The sequence below is a fragment of the Pseudomonas sp. GL_091 genome (assembly GCF_057837725.1).
In genome coordinates, this window is sequence record NZ_CM174451.1 from 1,036,890 (window position 1) to 1,053,256 (window position 16,367).

A 16,367-nucleotide genomic window follows, 5' to 3' on the forward strand; every position below is an offset into this window, starting at 1 on the left:
CGTCCGCCTGACCGTTACACGCTTGATAACAAAAATAAAACAAAGCTCTTGAGGAGGCTGCATGGCCTTTCACCCAATAGCCGCTGACGATGACGACTCCAGCGGAGTCGGCGTTGCGCGCCAATATGCCTGGATCGTCTTTGCCTTGACGTTCGGTCTGTTGATTTCCGATTACATGTCGCGTCAGGTGCTGAACGCGGTATTCCCGCTGCTCAAGACTGAGTGGGCGTTGAGCGACGGACAGCTCGGTCTGCTCAGTGGCATCGTTGCCCTGATGGTCGGCCTGCTGACGTTTCCCCTGTCGTTGATGGCTGACCGTTTCGGCCGGGTCAAGAGCCTGGCGCTGATGGCGTTCCTGTGGAGCGTGGCGACGCTGGGTTGCGCGTTGGCTCAGGACTACCAGCAGATGTTCATCGCGCGATTCATGGTCGGCGTCGGCGAAGCCGCCTACGGCAGCGTGGGCATCGCCGTGGTGATCTCGGTGTTCCCCAAACACATGCGCGCCACCCTGGCCAGCGCCTTCATGGCTGGCGGCATGTTCGGTTCGGTGTTGGGCATGGCTTTGGGCGGTGCGATTGCCGCCAAGCTGGGCTGGCGCTGGTCGTTCGCCGGCATGTCGTTGTTTGGCCTGTTTCTGGCGGTGCTTTACCCGCTCATCGTCAAGGAAGCGCGCATTGCGCCACAACGTGCCGCGCAGATTGCGAACAAGACGGCCGCCGCGGTCAAGCGTCCGCTGCGCACGCTGTGGTCCAGCCGTTCGGTGGTAGCGACCTACGTCGCCAGCGGCTTGCAGTTGTTCGTCGGCGGTACGGTGATGGTGTGGATTCCCAGCTACCTCAACCGCTACTACGACATGCCTACCGACAAGGCCGGCGGCATGGCGGCGATCATCGTGTTGTGCAGCGGCGCGGGGATGATCCTGTGCGGCATGCTCAGCGATCGGCTGTGTCGCAACTCGCCGGAGCGCAAGGTCAGCCTGGCCATCGGCTTTTGCCTGGGCAGTTGCCTGTTGCTGTCGGCGGCCTTTGCCTTGCAGGCAGGGCCAGTGCAACTGCTGCTGATCTGCCTGGGCATGCTGATTGCCACCGGTACCACTGGCCCCGCCGGTGCGATGGTTGCCAACCTTACCCATTACTCGGTGCACGGTACGGCGTTCGCCACGCTGACCCTGGCCAACAACATGCTGGGGCTGGCGCCCGGGCCGTTCATCACCGGCCGGGTGTCGGACCTCATCGGTCTGCATGCCGCGTTTCAACTGGTGCCACTGGTCAGCCTCGCGGCGGCGGCGGTGTTCTTTTATGCCAAGTGTCATTACCACAAAGATATTGCCCGCCTTCAGGGTCAGAGCGTGCCTGACCCTATCGGTGAAGCCGGGATAGAGGTGAAGTTGTGAGTCGTCGTTTACGTATTGATGTGTTTTTCGATTTTATCTGCCCCTGGTGCCTGATCGGCAAACGCCAACTGGAGCATGCGCAGGTACAGTTTCGCAGTCGCCACCCGGATGTGCAGATCACCACGGTGTGGCATGGCGTGCAGCTGTTGCCTCAGATACCGGTAGAAGGTGAACCCTTCGCCGATTTCTACCGCAAGCGTCTGGGCAATGCCGACGCCGTGGCCATGCGCCAGAACCAGGTACAGCAGGCTGCCGGGGCAGTTGGATTGGCCATTGACCTCAGCCGTATCGAGACGATGCCCAACACCGCGGACGCCCATCGTTTGTTCGAGCGTGCCAGTGCACTGGGCAATGCCAGTCAGCGTGAGATGTTGCTCGAACGACTGTTCGCCGCTTATTTCCTGAGACGCGAAAACCTCGGTTGCCGTGAGACCTTGCTTGCCATTGCCCGCTCCTGCGGCGTCGCCCCGGATGGGGTGCTCGATTGCCTGAAGGGCGATGCCACGCCGTTTGAAGGCTTGCCCGGGGCGAGCAGTGGCGTGCCGAGTTTTCAGTTCGACCGCCGCATGACGGTCGTGGGCGCGCAACCTGCCGAGGCATTGCTCGCAGCCATGAGCCAGGCACTGAAAGAAAGTGATCACGAGCGGCAGCCAGCATGACCCGGCGCATTCCCGTGCCAGCCGGCAAGCACCCGCAGGCCGGTGGCCGGGCGCTGTTCGAGTTCGAAAACAAAAGCCTGGCGCTGTTCAACGTCGACGGGCAGTTGTTTGCCATTGACGACAGCTGCCCGCACCAGGGCTCATCGCTATGCGGAGGGCGTCTTGAGGGTCGGGTGATTCAATGCCTCGCCCATGGTTTGCGCTTCGATTTGCACAGCGGCTACCTGCTCAATTCCAGGCAGGTCAAAGTCACCAACTACCCGGTCGAGATCATCGACGGCCAGGCGTTTATCGTCATCGCATCCGAGGAGTCCGCGCCATGAGCGCCATTGCTCTCACCCGTATCCACAGTCGCACGCGCGAACTGGCACCGGGGTTTATCGTCAGTCTGATTGTCGCGGCCGCCGCGTCGTTCTTGTCCGAGCACTACGGTGCGCCGGTCATGCTGTTTGCCTTGCTGCTGGGCATGGCCCTGAATTTTCTCGCCGATGACGGCCCCTGCAAGGCCGGTGTCGAGTTCACCGCCCGCACCGTGCTGCGCATCGGCGTGGCGCTGCTGGGCATGCGCATCACCCTGGAACAAATGGCGGCGCTGGGCTGGAAGCCGATAGCGCTGGTGGTGATCCTGGTGGTGGTGACCATCAGCGTGTCTGTGATCGCCGCCAAGGCCCTGGGCTTCCAGCGCCTGTTCGGCATGCTCACCGGCGGCGCGACGGCCATCTGCGGCGCCTCGGCGGCCCTGGCATTGGCAGCGGCGCTGCCGAACCATCCGCAGAAAGAGCGCGCCACACTGTTCACGGTCATTGGCGTGTCGGCGTTGTCGACGATGGCGATGATCGTCTACCCGATGATCGCCAACTGGCTGCAGTTGTCACCGCAGGTGGCGGGCGTGTTCCTCGGCGCCACGATCCACGACGTGGCCCAGGTGGTCGGCGCCGGCTACAGCATGTCGACCGAGACCGGCGACACGGCCACGGTGGTCAAGCTGATGCGCGTTGCCATGCTGCTGCCGGTGATCGTCACCGCGGCGATGATCACCCGCATGCAAGGCGCCGACCCGACCGGCAAACGCCCGCCGCTGTTGCCGTGGTTCGCCGTCGGCTTTCTGATTCTGGCCTGCATCAACAGCACCGGATGGATAGCGCCTGCGGTGCAAGGATCGGTCAACGAACTGTCGCGCTGGTGCCTGGTGATTTCCATCAGTGCCCTGGGCATGAAGACCCGGCTCAAGGAGCTGGCGGCGGTCGGGATCAAGCCGATTCTGCTGATGGTCGGGGAGACGGTGTTCCTGGTCGTGCTGGTGCTGTTGTTGCTGCACTGGGGGCTCTGAGCGCGTCACCAATCGTTCGTTTTATGGCAGGGCTGCACGGCGTTGACTCCTCATGCCGTGGGGCTCCAGACCGGTGCTACAAACACCGGTCTTTCGCGGCGACTGTACCAGCAGTCGCCGTTTTTTTTGTGCGGTCGATTCAGAGATCTTTCGGGCCTGCGACAGGTTTTGCTGTGGATTGTTTTTGCGCACGCCATGAAGCCGGCGGCATACCGAACTGGCTAATGAACCACCGCGTAAACGAACTCGCCATCGAGTAGCCAAGCATGTCGGCAATCCGGCTCAGCGGATAATTCGGGTTGTCCAGGTAACGCAGCACCAGGTCGCGGCGTACGTCGTTGATCACGTCGTTGAAAGCGCAGCCGTCGTCCTTGAGGCGGCGTTGCAGGGTGCGCACGTTCATGCCCTGGCTCTGGGCGACCTGTTCGATGGTGGCGCGCCCCATGGGCAGCAGCAGGTAGATGGCCTTGCGCACCTCGAACAGCATCGAGGCGCCTTCGTGGTTCTGCAGCGAGTCGAGGTAGCTCTGGGCGTAGCGGGCCATGGCCGGGTCGGCGTTGGGGTTGGTCACGTCGAGGCTGACGTCAGGGCAGACGATGCCGTTGAATTCGCTGCCGAACTCCAGGTTGCAGCCGAACAGCCGGCGGTGCAGGTGCAGGTTGTCCGGTGGCTGGTGCATGAAGTTGACGCTGTAGGGGTGCCAGTGTGAACCGAGCAGGGCCGAGCACAGCCGGAACATCACGCCGATGGCCAGCTCCGTGGCCTGGCGGCTGGGCATCGGCGTTTCGGTGACCACCTCTTCGCGGATGATCACCATCTTGCCGGCCTCTTCAATGAAGATGGCCAGTGAGTCATTCATCAGGTGCCGGTAATCCACCACGACCTGCAAGGCATCGCGCAGGGTGCGCTGGTGGCTGAGCAGCAGGCTGACCACGCCGAAGTCCGAGAGCTGGCGCGACTCTGCCATGCTCAGGCCGAAGGTCTGGCAGCCGCTGGCGGTGGCCGAGTCTTCCAGCAAGCGGACGGCGGCATCGATCTGGATGCGGTGTTCAGGGGCTTGCAGTTGGGCCCTGCTCAGGCCGACAGCAGCCATCACGTCGCGCGGGTTGAAACCCAGGTACTGGGTGACCTCCAGGTAGTTGGTCAAGACAGCGGCGCGAACAAGCTTGGTCATGCGAAGGTCTTCCCTGGGCCGATGGCGGTTGGCGTGAGCGTGGCGACTATATCCAGCGTATCAACAGTTGAACAGTTGTCATGTCGTTGATGGTTTTCATGCTGTCCGGTCATCCATCCTCTACGCTGCATGGAGCCATCAGCGCTCATCCGTTGATTACAGTGACCTTGCGCCAACCTGCGGGATTTTTCGACCAGCGGTCGCGCTGTCCTGCTGTCCGACAATTTGTCATCAAAAGAAAAGTGCCTGACGTCCAATGTAAAGCGCTTCGGGTGGGCGCTCTTTAATGTCGACCCTACAAAAAGCCTCTGGCGAAAACAGCCAGTCGAGTTATCGAGAAAGCGAAGGTGCTGACCGTGGACAAACTGCAAACTGCCGCCACCATTCTGATCGTTCCGGGTCTGCGCGAGCACGTGGCCGAACATTGGCAAACTTTGCTTGCAGCCAGGCTGAGCAACGTGCGCAGTGTTGCGCCGCTGGAGACCGACAAGCTCGATTGCATGGCCCGTGTGCGGGCGATTCAACACGAACTCGAACAGATCGACGGGCCCGTGATTCTGGTGGCCCACAGCGCCGGCGTGCTGATGGTCGCGCACTGGGCGGCGCACTACAGCCGTCCGATCAAGGGCGCCTTGCTGGCCGCGCCACCGGATCTCGATGCGGTCTGGCCGTCAAACTATCCATCTTCCGAGACCCTGCGTAGCCAGGGCTGGAATCCTCTGCCACAAGGCCCGCTGCCATTTCGCAGCATCGTGGCCGGCAGCACCAACGATCACCTGGCCAGTCTGCCTGCGGTCACCCGCATGGCAGAAGGCTGGGGCGCCGAATTGCTCAACCTGGGCGATGTCGGCCATCTCAATCCGGCCGCAGGATTTGGCCATTGGCAGCAAGCCGAGGCACTCATCCAGGAGCTGGATCGCTAGTACAAGGAGCTGGACTGGCAGTACGCCAACCGGCATTTGCCCTCATTCCTTAAACGCAAACCCAAAGAGGCTTGCGCGAGGGCGGCTGCGCTTAAAACAAATACAAAAAGGCGGAGACAACGCTATGCACAACAATAAGAGTCACGGCTTCACCGCTCCACGCTGCACCTTGCTGGCCTCAGCCATTCTCGCGGCAACCGTACCGGTGGCCCATGCGGCCGAGATCGAGACGGGGAATCCGGACTGGAACGTACGCGTGGATAACACCATCAAGTACAACTACGGCGTGCGCACCGAAAGTGCCGACAAGCGCATGTTGGCAACGCCGAACAACAACGACGGCGACTACAACTTCCGCAAGGCCGGTACCAACATCACCAACCGTATCGACCTGTTGACCGAAATGGATGTGGTCTACAAGAACGCCATGGGCTTTCGCGTCAGCGCCGCCAGCTGGTACGACAAAGCCTATGACAACACCGGCTCCAATTCCAACCCGTTCGTCAACGGCAACGATGCGCGTTCGGGCCTGATCGCCAACGACCCGCGCCTGGCCGGGGTCACCCATGACAACGTCGGCAACGGCAGCCCGCACCTGAGCAACTATGCCCAGCGCTACTACAGCGGTCCTTCGGGCGAAATCCTCGATGCCTTCGTGTTCTACAGCACCGAAGTGGGCGAGGAGTCGATGTTCAGCGTCAAGGCCGGTCAGCACAACGTGTTCTGGGGCGAGACCATTCTCAACCCGGTGCACTCGGTCAGCTATGGCCAGTCCGGCCTCGACCTGGCCAAGCTTGCCGCGTCGCCGGGCACCGAAGCCAAGGAACTGTTCGTTCCGCGTAACCAGTTGTCGATGTCGTTCACCGTCAATCCCGAGCTGACTGTCGGTGCCCAGTACTTCCTCGATTGGGACGCCGCGCGTCTGCCGGAAGCGGGCACTTATTACGGTGGTTCCGATCTGATCGGCTTTGGTGCGCAATCGTTCCTGCTCGGCAACACCAACGCCGTGGTGCCTGGCAGTCCGCTGGGTTGTGGCCTGGCGCCGTGCAACGCGTTGACCAACGTGCGTCGTGGACATGACCTGACACCGGGCAGCAGCGGCGACTGGGGCGTCATGGCCAAGTGGTCGCCGGCCTGGCTGGATGGCACCCTCGGCGTTTACTACCGCGAAACCTCGGAAATCCTGCCGCAAGCCTTTCTGGACGCCAGGGGCATTACCTCGGCCAACCCGAACGGCACCCGTCCGGCGGGGCAAGTGCCTGCGGTGATCAACACCCTCAATTCGCTGGACACCGCCACCTATCAACTGGCCTATGCCGACAACATCAAGATCCTCGGCCTGAGCCTGTCCAAGGACGTCGGCGGGATCAGCGTGGGTTCGGACCTGAACATCCGTCACAACATGCCGCTGGCCAGTATCCCGGCGATCGTCAGTACCCGCAGCCCGCTGGGCCTGGGTCAAGGGCTTGGTCTGCTGCCTGCACGTACGGACGCCACCGGTGTGGTCTATGACACCCCGAGCCGCGGCGACAGCATGAGCGCCACCGGCGACACCTTGCACTGGACACTCAACGGTCTGATGACCCTGCCGAAAACGCCGGTGTTCGATCAGGCAACTGTGCTTGCCGAGCTGTACTACAGCAACCTGCTCAAGCTCGATAGCAAGAACGAGGCGCTCTACAAGGGCAAGGACAGCTATCGCGGCATCGACGCGCCGACCCGTGACAACTGGGGTATCGCGGTCAACTTCACACCGACCTGGTACCAGGTATTCCCGGGTGTCGATCTCAACGCGCCGATGTCGGTCAACGTTGGTCTCGCCGGCGTGTCGCCGGTCTCCGGCGGCGGTGCCAAGGACACCGGTAACTATGCCGTGGGCGTCGGTGCCGTTGTGTACAACAAATACTTTGTCGACCTGAAATACGTGGACTCCTTTGGCAAAACCGAAAAATGCAATGTCAGCGGTGTGAGTACCGGCCCGAACGGCGGTGACGGCTCCACCCCGAACGCCTTTAGCGGCAACGAAAACTACGCCTGTTTCGCCGGTGGCTACTCGTCCTTCTCCGGAGGTGGTGCCACGACTGAGGACCGTGGCGCCGTGTACCTGACGATGAAAACAACATTCTGATTCACCACTGATTTGCTCAATGCAAGCAGGAGAATAACAAGATGAAATTTGTAAAAACCGTGTTGGCCGCTTCGCTGGCCATGGTCCTTGCCGCTCAGGCACAGGCTGCTGTTTCAACTCAGGAAGCTGCCAAGCTGGGCACCAGCCTGACACAGGTAGGGGCTGAAAAAGCCGGGAACGCTGATGGTTCCATTCCTGCCTACAACGGTGGCTTGACCACTGCGCCGGCCAGCTTCAAAGCCGGCGACAGCATGCGCCCGGATCCGTTTGCCAGTGAAAAGCCTGTGCTGGTGATCGACGGCAAGAACGTCGATCAGTACAAGGGCATGCTCACGGCGACCACGGTAGAACTGGCCAAGCGTTTCCCGACGTTCCGTGTCGACGTGTTCCCGACGCACCGCACCGTATCGCTGCCTCAAGCGATACTGGATAACGGCGTGAAGAACGCCAGCGGCGCCAAGTCCCTGGAAGGTGGCCTGGCCATCGACAACGTCCTGCCGGGCATTCCGTTCCCGATTCCGCAGTCGGGCAACGAGGCGATGTGGAACTTCCTGTTGCGCTACCAAGGCGTCAGCATCAGCTCCAAGTACGACTCCTGGAACGTCGACTCGGCCGGCGTGGCGAGCCTGGCGACCACCGGGCAAGCGAACATCTCCTACCCGATCTATGAAAACCTCTCGCAGCCGATCAGCAGCGCCGACGTGTACTACCAGATGAAGCTGGCATACACCGGCCCTGCGCGCCGCGCCGGTGAGGCGATCATGCTCAAGGACGCCGCCAACCCGTTGCAGCAACCGCGTCGCGCCTGGCAGTACTTGCCGGGGCAGCGTCGAGTGAAACTGGCGCCGAGCCTGGCCTACGACACACCTAACCCTGGTACCGCCGGCGCGGGCACCTACGATGACGTGTTCGTGTTCAACGGTGCGCTGGATCGCTACGACTGGAAGCTGGTGGGTAAGCAGGAAATGATCGTGCCCTACAACACCTACAAGCTGACCTACGTCCAGGATCCGAAGTCGCTGACCACCGCCAATCACCTGTCGCCTGACTTCGTACGCTGGGAAAAACACCGCGTATGGGTCGTCGAAGGCAACCTCAAGGCCGGTGCTCGTCACATCTACGCCAAGCGCCGCTTCTACCTCGACGAAGACAGCTGGACCGCTTTGGCCTCGGATCAATATGACGCCCGTGGTCAGCTCTATCGCGGTTCCTTCGCCTTCCTCAGCCAGAGCTATGACAAGCAGGTTCCGGACTCCACGCCGTTCATGATCTACGACCTGGTCGGCGGTTCCTACAACATCAACGGTGTAGTCGGCCCTTACGGCGGCATCAAGTACATCGAGCCACTCTCCAAGGCCCAGTGGTCTTCGGAATCCCTGGCCGGCGCCGGTATTCGCTAAGCCAACCGCGATGTAGGAGCGAGCATGCTCGCGATGAACCAGAGGGCGACGCGGGCATCCAGAAAGCACGCGTAATCGTTAACGTCCATCGCGAGCAAGCTCGCTCCTACAACGGCATGACCTGCACGGCGCGAGGTGTGGCGCGGTTTTCCGATGAGGACGCAGTATGTGTTCATATAAAAATAATATTTTGCGGCTGGCGTTTGGTGTCGTGCTCGGCCTGTCGCAGTGCGTAACCCACGCCGCCGAATACGTCGATGTACTGGACCTGCCCGCCAGCGTCAGTGCCTTGGCCATCAACAGCCCGTTGTCCGGCATGACCCGCGCCGGCGGGCGCGTGATTACCGTCGGCCAGCGTGGCCATATTCTGTTTTCCGATGATTCGGGAAACCATTGGCAACAGGCCGCCGTACCGGCCAGTGCCGACCTCACTGCGGTGAATTTTCCGACCACCACCCAAGGCTGGGCGGTGGGTAATGACGGCGTGGTGCTGCACAGCAGCGACGCCGGCGCGACCTGGCAAAAGCAGCTCGACGGTCGTCAGATCGGCGCCTTGCTGGTCAAGCATTACACGGCGCTGGCCAGCGCCGAACCGGGCAATGAGCAATGGCCGCTGCTGGTCACCGAGGGCCAGAAGCTAGTCGATCAGGGCGCGGACAAACCGCTGCTCGACGTCTGGTTCGCCAACGACAAAACCGGCTATGTGGTCGGTGTATTCAACCTGATCCTGCGCACTGACGACGGTGGCCAGAGCTGGACGCCATTCCAGGACCGCACCGACAACCCCCAGGGTTTTCACCTCAACGCCATCGCCTCTACCGGCGACAGTGTGTACATCGCTGGAGAGCAAGGCCTGTTGCTCAAGTGGGATGACAGCGCCCAACGCTTCAATGCCGTACCGACGCCTTATCAAGGCAGCTTCTTCGGCGTGCTCGGCAAGCCTGGCGAAGTGCTGATCTACGGTCTGCGCGGCAACGTGTTGCGCAGCACCGACGGCGGCCAGAGCTGGACTGCGCTGGACACCGGCCTGCACGTCAGCATCACCGCGGGCCTGATCGATGCCCGTGGCAACTATCGCTTGTTCACCCAGGGCGGGCAGATGCTGGTCAGCCAAGGGACGGGCGCGCAGTTGCATCTGGTGCGGCAACCGGCACCGACCCCGGTCGCCGGTGCCACCCAGTCCGCCGCTGGCGCGTTGGTGGTAGCGGGCAGCCGTGGCGCCCGGACGCTGTCCGCCGATCCAGCCCTCGAACCCTAAGAGCGAGAACCCAGACATGGGCAATATCAAACAAGACGCCATGCCGGTGATCCGCGAGCTGCGGGATTTCGACCAGCGCTCCGGCAACCTCCTCGAACGGCTGGTGTTCAACTACCGCCCGCTGTTCATGCTGCTGATGGCGCTGGCCACCGTGGTGCTGGGCTTCATGGCGGTGACTCGCCTGGAGTTGCGCCCAAGCTTCGAAAAAATGATTCCCCAGAGCCAGCCCTACATCCAGAACTTCCTGGAAAACCGCCAGTCGCTGCGCGGTCTGGGCAACTCGGTGCGCGTCGTGGTCGAGAACACCCAGGGTGATATTTTCGATCCGCAATACCTCGACGTGCTCAAGCAGGTCAACGACCAGCTGTTCCTCACCGAAGGCGTTGACCGCGCCTGGATGAAGTCGCTGTGGAGCCCGGCGGTGCGCTGGACCGAAGTCACCGAGGACGGTTTCCAGGGTGGCCCGGTGATGCCCGACAGTTATCAGGGCTCGCCCTCCGACATTGAACAGTTGCGCCAGAACATCTCCCGCGCCGGTCTGGTGGGCAGCCTGGTGGCTAGCGACTTCAAGTCGACCATGCTGATCGTGCCGCTGATGGACAAAGCCGCCGCCGGTGGTCAACGCATCAACTACCACGCGTTCTCGCAGATGCTCGAAGAGCAGTTGCGCGACAAGATCGAATACGCCGGCGACAGTGCGGCGCGTAAATCCGGGGTCGAAGGCACCGGCCATTACAAGGTGCGGGTGATCGGCTTCGCCAAACTCATGGGCGACCTGATCGACGGCCTGATCCAGGTGATGATGTTCTTCGGCCTGGCCGTGGTCACCTCGCTGATCATCATCTACGGCTACACCCGTTGCGTGCGCAGCACTCTGCTGGTGGTCGGCTGCTCGCTGATCGCGGTGGTCTGGCAGCTGGGCATTGTCGCCTGGCTCGGCTACGCCATCGATCCGTACTCGGTGCTGGTGCCGTTTTTGATCTTCGCCATCGGCGTGTCCCACGCCGCACAGAAGATGAACGGCATCATGCAGGACATCGCCCGAGGCACCCACAAACTGATCGCTGCGCGCTACACCTTCCGCCGTCTGTTCATCGCCGGTGTCACCGCGCTGCTGGCCGACGCCGTGGGCTTCGCCGTGTTGATGCTGATCGACATTCCCGTGATCCAGGACCTGGCGATCACTGCCAGCATCGGTGTCGCGGTGCTGATCTTCACCTCGTTGTTGTTGATGCCGGTGGCGCTGTCCTACGTCGGCGTCGGCGCCAAGGCCGCCGAGCGTGCGCTGAAAATCGACAACCGCGCAGAGAAGCACAAAGGCTTCGGCAGACTGTGGGACGCGCTCGATCGCTTCACCACCGCCAAGTGGGCCACCGGCGCGGTAGTGGTCGCAGTGTTGATGGGCATCGGCGGTTACATGGTCAGCCAGAACCTGAAGATCGGCGACCTCGACAGCGGGGCGCCGGAGTTGCGCGCCGACTCGCGCTACAACCGCGACAACGCCTACATCACCCAGCATTACGCGCTGTCCAGCGACCTGTTCGCGGTGATGATCAAGACCGCGCCGGAAGGCTGCCTGAACTACAAGACCCTGGTGCTCGCCGACCGCCTGGCCTGGGAGCTGCAACAGTATCCGGGTGTGCAGGCGACCGCGTCCTTGGTCAACGCGGTACGCCAGATCACCGCCGGCACCTACGAAGGTAACCCCAAGCTCAACAGCATCCAGCGCAACCAGGACGTGCTGAACTACGCCGCCCAACAAGCCTCGGTCAACTCCCCGGAGCTGTTCAACACTGACTGCTCGCTGATGCCGGTGATCACCTTCCTCAAGGATCACAAGGCCGAAACCCTGGATGCGGTGGTGGCGATTGCCGACAAGTTCGCCAAGGAAAACAGCACCGCGGATCGCCAGTTCCTGCTCGCCGCCGGTACTGCCGGTATTGAAGCCGCAACCAACATCGTGGTGCGTGAAGCCAACCGCACCATGCTGCTGTACGTCTATGCGGCGGTGACGCTGTTCTGCCTGATCACCTTCCGCAGCTGGCGCGCCACGCTGGTGGCGCTGTTGCCGCTGGTGCTGACCTCGATCCTCTGCGAAGCCTTGATGGTGGCCATGGGCATCGGCGTGAAAGTCGCGACCCTGCCGGTGATCGCCCTCGGCGTGGGCATCGGCGTGGACTACGCCTTGTACCTGCTCAGCGTGCAATTGCACTTCCAGCGCCAGGGCTTGCCGCTGTCCGAGGCCTACCGCAACGCCGTGTCGTTCACCGGCCGCGTGGTCGGGCTGGTGGGCATCACCCTCGCGGCCGGCGTGGTGTGCTGGGTCTGGTCGCCGATCAAGTTCCAGGCCGACATGGGCATCCTGCTGACCTTCATGTTCCTGTGGAACATGCTCGGCGCGCTGATCCTGATTCCGGCCCTGTCCTGGTTCCTGCTGCGCGAACGGGCACCGCAGCCCGGTTCTGTCGCGGCAACCGAAAACGCTGAATCCACTGAACGTCCCGGCATGCCCCATGCCGTGACCACTTCCGAGTAAGCCAAGATGTCTGATTACAAAGCTCCCCTGCGCGACATGCGCTTCGTACTCAACGAGGTTTTCCAGGTGTCCCGGCTCTGGGCTCAATTACCCGGTTTGGCCGAGGTTATCGATGAAGAGACCGCCGCCGCCATCCTCGAAGAGGCCGGCAAGATCAGCGCCGAAGTGATCGCGCCACTGAACCGCGCCAGCGACGAACAGGGCTGCACCTGGAACGACGGCTCGGTCAGCGCCCCGGACGGTTTTACCCAGGCCTATCAAGCCTTCGCCGAAGGCGGTTGGGTGGGTGTCGGCGGTGATCCGCAGTACGGCGGCATGGGCATGCCCAAGGCGATTTCGGCGCAGGTCGAAGAGATGGTCAACTCGGCCAGCCTGTCGTTCGGCCTGTACCCGATGCTGACCGCCGGCGCGTGCCTGTCAATCAAGGCCCACGCCAGCGAAGAGCTGAAAGCGGCTTACTTGCCGAACATGTACGCCGGCACCTGGACCGGTTCGATGTGCTTGACCGAAGCCCATTCCGGTACCGACCTGGGCCTGATCCGCACCAAGGCTGAACCCCAGGCTGACGGCAGCTACACCATCAGCGGCAGCAAGATTTTCATCACCGGTGGCGAGCACGACCTGACCGAGAACATCATCCATCTGGTACTGGCACGACTGCCGGATGCACCGGCCGGACCGAAAGGCATCTCGCTGTTCCTGGTGCCGAAAGTGCTGGTCAACGCCGACGGATCGCTGGGTGAAAACAACGCGCTGTCCTGCGGTTCCATCGAACACAAGATGGGCATTAAGGCCTCCGCCACTTGCGTGATGAACTTTGACGGCGCGACCGGCTGGATCGTCGACGCACCGAACAAGGGCCTGGCCGCCATGTTCACCATGATGAACTACGAGCGTCTGGGTGTCGGCATTCAAGGCCTGGCGCAGGGCGAGCGTTCGTACCAGAACGCCGTCGCATACGCCCGTGACCGCCTGCAAAGCCGCGCACCGACTGGCGCGCAGCACAAGGACAAAGCCGCCGACCCGATCATCGTGCACCCGGACGTGCGCCGCATGCTGTTGACCATGAAAGCCTTGAACGAAGGCGGCCGCGCGTTCTCCAGCTACGTGGCCCTGCAACTGGACATCGCCAAGTACAGCGAAGACGCACCGACACGCCAGCGCGGGCAGGATCTGGTATCGCTGCTGACCCCAGTGGCCAAGGCATTTCTCACCGACATGGGCCTGGAAACCACCATCCACGGCCAGCAGGTCTTCGGCGGCCACGGCTACATCCGTGAGTGGGGCCAGGAGCAACTGGTGCGCGATGTGCGCATCACCCAGATCTACGAAGGCACCAACGGCATCCAGTCGCTTGACCTGGCCGGACGCAAGATCGTCGGTAGCGGCGGGGCGCTCTACCGCTTGTTCGCCTCGGAAATCCGCAGTTTCACGGCCACTGCCTGCGCGAACCTTGGCGAGTTCACCCAGCCGTTGAACGCCGCCGTGGACACCCTCGACGAACTGACCGCGTGGTTGCTCGACCGGGCACAAAACAACCCGAATGAAATCGGCGCGGCCTCGGTCGAGTACCTGCACGTGTTCGGCTACACCGCGTACGCCTACATGTGGGCGCGCATGGCCAAGGTCGTCATGAGCGGGGATGCCGAGGACGATTTCTACACCAGCAAACTGGCCACCGCGCGTTTCTACTTCGCCCGGTTGCTGCCGCGTATCCACTCGTTGAGCGCATCGGCCAAGGCCGGCAGCGACTGCCTCTACGAGCTGCAAGCCGATCAGTTCTGATCGAAAGGACAAGGAACCTTAATCATGATGGCGACAAAAATAATTCCGCCCGCCGACGGCGCTTATGTCTATCCCTTGCTGATCAAGCAATTGCTGCTGTCCGGCGTGCGCTACCAGCCGGGCAGGGAAATCGTCTACGCCGACAAGCTGCGCTACAGCTACCAGACCCTCAACAAGCGTATCCGCCGACTGGCCAATGCGTTGACGGCGGCCGGGGTCAAGGCTGGCGACACCGTGGCCCTGCTCGACTGGGACAGCCACCGTTACCTGGAATGTTTCTTCGCCGTGCCGATGATCGGCGCGGTGCTGCACACGGTGAATATTCGCCTGTCGCCAGAGCAGGTGCTGTTCACCATGAACCACGCCGAGGATGACCTGGTGCTGGTGCATGATGATTTCCTGCCACTGGTCGAGCAGATCCACGGTCGGCTGGAAACCGTAAAAGGCTACCTGCAGCTCACCGATGACGAGGCGACCACGACCTCGCTGCCGGTGCTGGGCGAATACGAGCACCTGCTGTCCCTGGCCCCGGACCAGTACGACTTCCCCGATTTCGACGAGAACTCGGTCGCCACGCTGTTCTACACCACCGGCACCACCGGCGACCCGAAAGGCGTGTACTTCAGCCACCGGCAACTGGTGCTGCACACCCTGAATGCCGTCGGCACCCTGGGCGTCTATCAGGGCCAGCCGCTGCTGCGTTCCGACGATGTGTACATGCCCATCACGCCGATGTTCCACGTGCATGCCTGGGGCGTGCCCTATGTCGCGACCCTGATGGGCATCAAGCAGGTCTACCCCGGCCGCTACGAGCCCAACAGCCTGGTCAGGCTGTACCGTGAAGAGAAGGTGACCTTCTCCCACTGCGTGCCGACCATTTTGCAGATGATCCTTAACTGTGAAGAAGGCAAGGCGACCCGTTTCGACGGCTGGAAAATGCTCCTGGGCGGCAGCGCGCTGACCCTGGGCGTGGCTAGCGAAGCCAATGCCAAAGGCATGGTGGTGCACGCCGGCTACGGCATGTCCGAGACCTGCCCGTTGCTGTGCCTGACGTACCTGCGCGATGAAGACCGCCAACTGTCCGCCGAGGCCCAACTGCCGACGCGCATCAAGACCGGCACGCCGGTGCCGATGGTCGACCTGAAGATCATCGACGCCGAGGGCAACGATGTGGCCCACGACGGTGAGTCCCTGGGCGAGATCGTGGTGCGCGCGCCGTGGCTGACCCAGGGCTATCTGAAAGCCCCGGACAAAGGCGCGGAGCTGTGGCACAACGGCTGGCTGCACACCGGCGACATGGCCTCGATCGACCCACTGGGCGGCGTAGAAATCAAGGACCGCATCAAGGACGTGATCAAGACCGGCGGCGAGTGGATCAGCTCACTGGAACTGGAAAGCCTGATCAGCGAGCACCCGGGCGTCATGTCCGTCGCCGTCGTGGGCATCGTCGATGAACAGTGGGGCGAACGCCCGATGGCCATGGTCGTCTGCGAGCCAGGGCAATACCTCGACCGCAAGATTCTGGAGGTTCATTTGCAAGCCTTCGTCGACGGCGGGCGCATCAACAAATGGGCGATCCCCAAGCAGTTCAAGTTCGTGACCGAAATCCCCAAGACCAGCGTCGGCAAGATCAACAAGAAGCTGATTCGGGAAACTGAAGCGAACTGAGGGGTAAAACCTGCCATCACCACCGATGATGGCAACTTTTCTGTAGGAGCGAGCATGCTCGCGATGGACTAGAGAGCGCCGTGGGCTATCAGGTTTACAGCGTTATCGTTAAC

At 62.1% G+C, this 16,367-nt stretch carries 12 protein-coding genes; 11 read left to right on the forward strand and 1 reads right to left on the reverse strand.

The genetic code is table 11. The annotated features are described in order from the left end of the window. Positions 1-61 precede the first annotated feature (61 nt). Genes AC3ITY_RS04715 through AC3ITY_RS04730 form a run of 4 tightly spaced genes read left to right on the forward strand, consistent with a single transcriptional unit; the run spans position 62 to position 3,382 of the window. The gene (locus AC3ITY_RS04715) at positions 62-1,393 is read left to right on the forward strand and encodes an MFS transporter (RefSeq protein ID WP_489307888.1); all 1,332 of its coding nucleotides are present in this window, start codon (positions 62-64) and stop codon (positions 1,391-1,393) included. Then, on the forward strand, positions 1,390-2,052 hold the full coding sequence (locus AC3ITY_RS04720; RefSeq protein ID WP_223543382.1) for a DsbA family oxidoreductase: 663 nt from the start codon (positions 1,390-1,392) through the stop codon (positions 2,050-2,052). The genes AC3ITY_RS04715 and AC3ITY_RS04720 overlap by 4 nt, the downstream gene beginning before the upstream one ends. After that, positions 2,049-2,375 (forward strand): Rieske (2Fe-2S) protein, encoded by a 327-nt coding sequence (locus AC3ITY_RS04725; RefSeq protein ID WP_489307889.1) that lies wholly within the window; start codon positions 2,049-2,051, stop codon positions 2,373-2,375. Before AC3ITY_RS04720 ends, AC3ITY_RS04725 begins: the two co-directional genes overlap by 4 nt. Next, a complete protein-coding gene (locus tag AC3ITY_RS04730; protein WP_223543381.1) occupies positions 2,372-3,382 on the forward strand; it encodes a YeiH family protein in 1,011 nt (336 codons plus the stop codon). Before AC3ITY_RS04725 ends, AC3ITY_RS04730 begins: the two co-directional genes overlap by 4 nt. Positions 3,383-3,521: 139 nt before the next feature. On the opposite strand, the gene AC3ITY_RS04735 is transcribed toward AC3ITY_RS04730, so the two are convergent. Further along, positions 3,522-4,556 carry an AraC family transcriptional regulator gene (locus AC3ITY_RS04735; RefSeq protein ID WP_489307891.1) on the reverse strand — a complete coding sequence of 345 codons (1,035 nt, stop codon included), beginning with the start codon at positions 4,554-4,556 and terminating at the stop codon, positions 3,522-3,524. 356 nt (positions 4,557-4,912) lie between these two features. On the opposite strand from AC3ITY_RS04735, the gene AC3ITY_RS04740 reads away from it, so the two are divergent. The 7 genes from AC3ITY_RS04740 to AC3ITY_RS04770 all read left to right on the forward strand — a co-directional run bounded on the left by AC3ITY_RS04740 (position 4,913) and on the right by AC3ITY_RS04770 (position 16,254). Beyond that, positions 4,913-5,479 carry an RBBP9/YdeN family alpha/beta hydrolase gene (locus AC3ITY_RS04740; protein ID WP_489307892.1) on the forward strand — a complete coding sequence of 189 codons (567 nt, stop codon included), beginning with the start codon at positions 4,913-4,915 and terminating at the stop codon, positions 5,477-5,479. A gap of 124 nt (positions 5,480-5,603) precedes the next feature. Further along, complete coding sequence (locus tag AC3ITY_RS04745) at positions 5,604-7,607, forward strand: DUF1302 domain-containing protein (RefSeq protein ID WP_489307894.1); 2,004 nt, start codon at positions 5,604-5,606, stop codon at positions 7,605-7,607. Positions 7,608-7,648: 41 nt separating this feature from the next. Then, positions 7,649-9,007: a DUF1329 domain-containing protein gene (locus AC3ITY_RS04750; protein WP_489307895.1), complete on the forward strand. Its 1,359-nt coding sequence runs from the start codon at positions 7,649-7,651 to the stop codon at positions 9,005-9,007. 166 nt (positions 9,008-9,173) lie between these two features. After that, positions 9,174-10,265: a WD40/YVTN/BNR-like repeat-containing protein gene (locus tag AC3ITY_RS04755; RefSeq protein ID WP_489307897.1), complete on the forward strand. Its 1,092-nt coding sequence runs from the start codon at positions 9,174-9,176 to the stop codon at positions 10,263-10,265. Between the two features lie 16 nt (positions 10,266-10,281). Further along, complete coding sequence (locus tag AC3ITY_RS04760; protein WP_489307899.1) at positions 10,282-12,801, forward strand: efflux RND transporter permease subunit; 2,520 nt, start codon at positions 10,282-10,284, stop codon at positions 12,799-12,801. A 6-nt stretch (positions 12,802-12,807) separates the two neighbouring features. Beyond that, positions 12,808-14,586, forward strand: a complete 1,779-nt coding sequence (locus AC3ITY_RS04765; RefSeq protein WP_489307901.1) for an acyl-CoA dehydrogenase C-terminal domain-containing protein — start codon at positions 12,808-12,810, stop codon at positions 14,584-14,586. A gap of 24 nt (positions 14,587-14,610) precedes the next feature. Continuing rightward, positions 14,611-16,254 carry a fatty acid--CoA ligase gene (locus AC3ITY_RS04770; RefSeq protein WP_489307902.1) on the forward strand — a complete coding sequence of 548 codons (1,644 nt, stop codon included), beginning with the start codon at positions 14,611-14,613 and terminating at the stop codon, positions 16,252-16,254. Positions 16,255-16,367 lie beyond the last annotated feature (113 nt).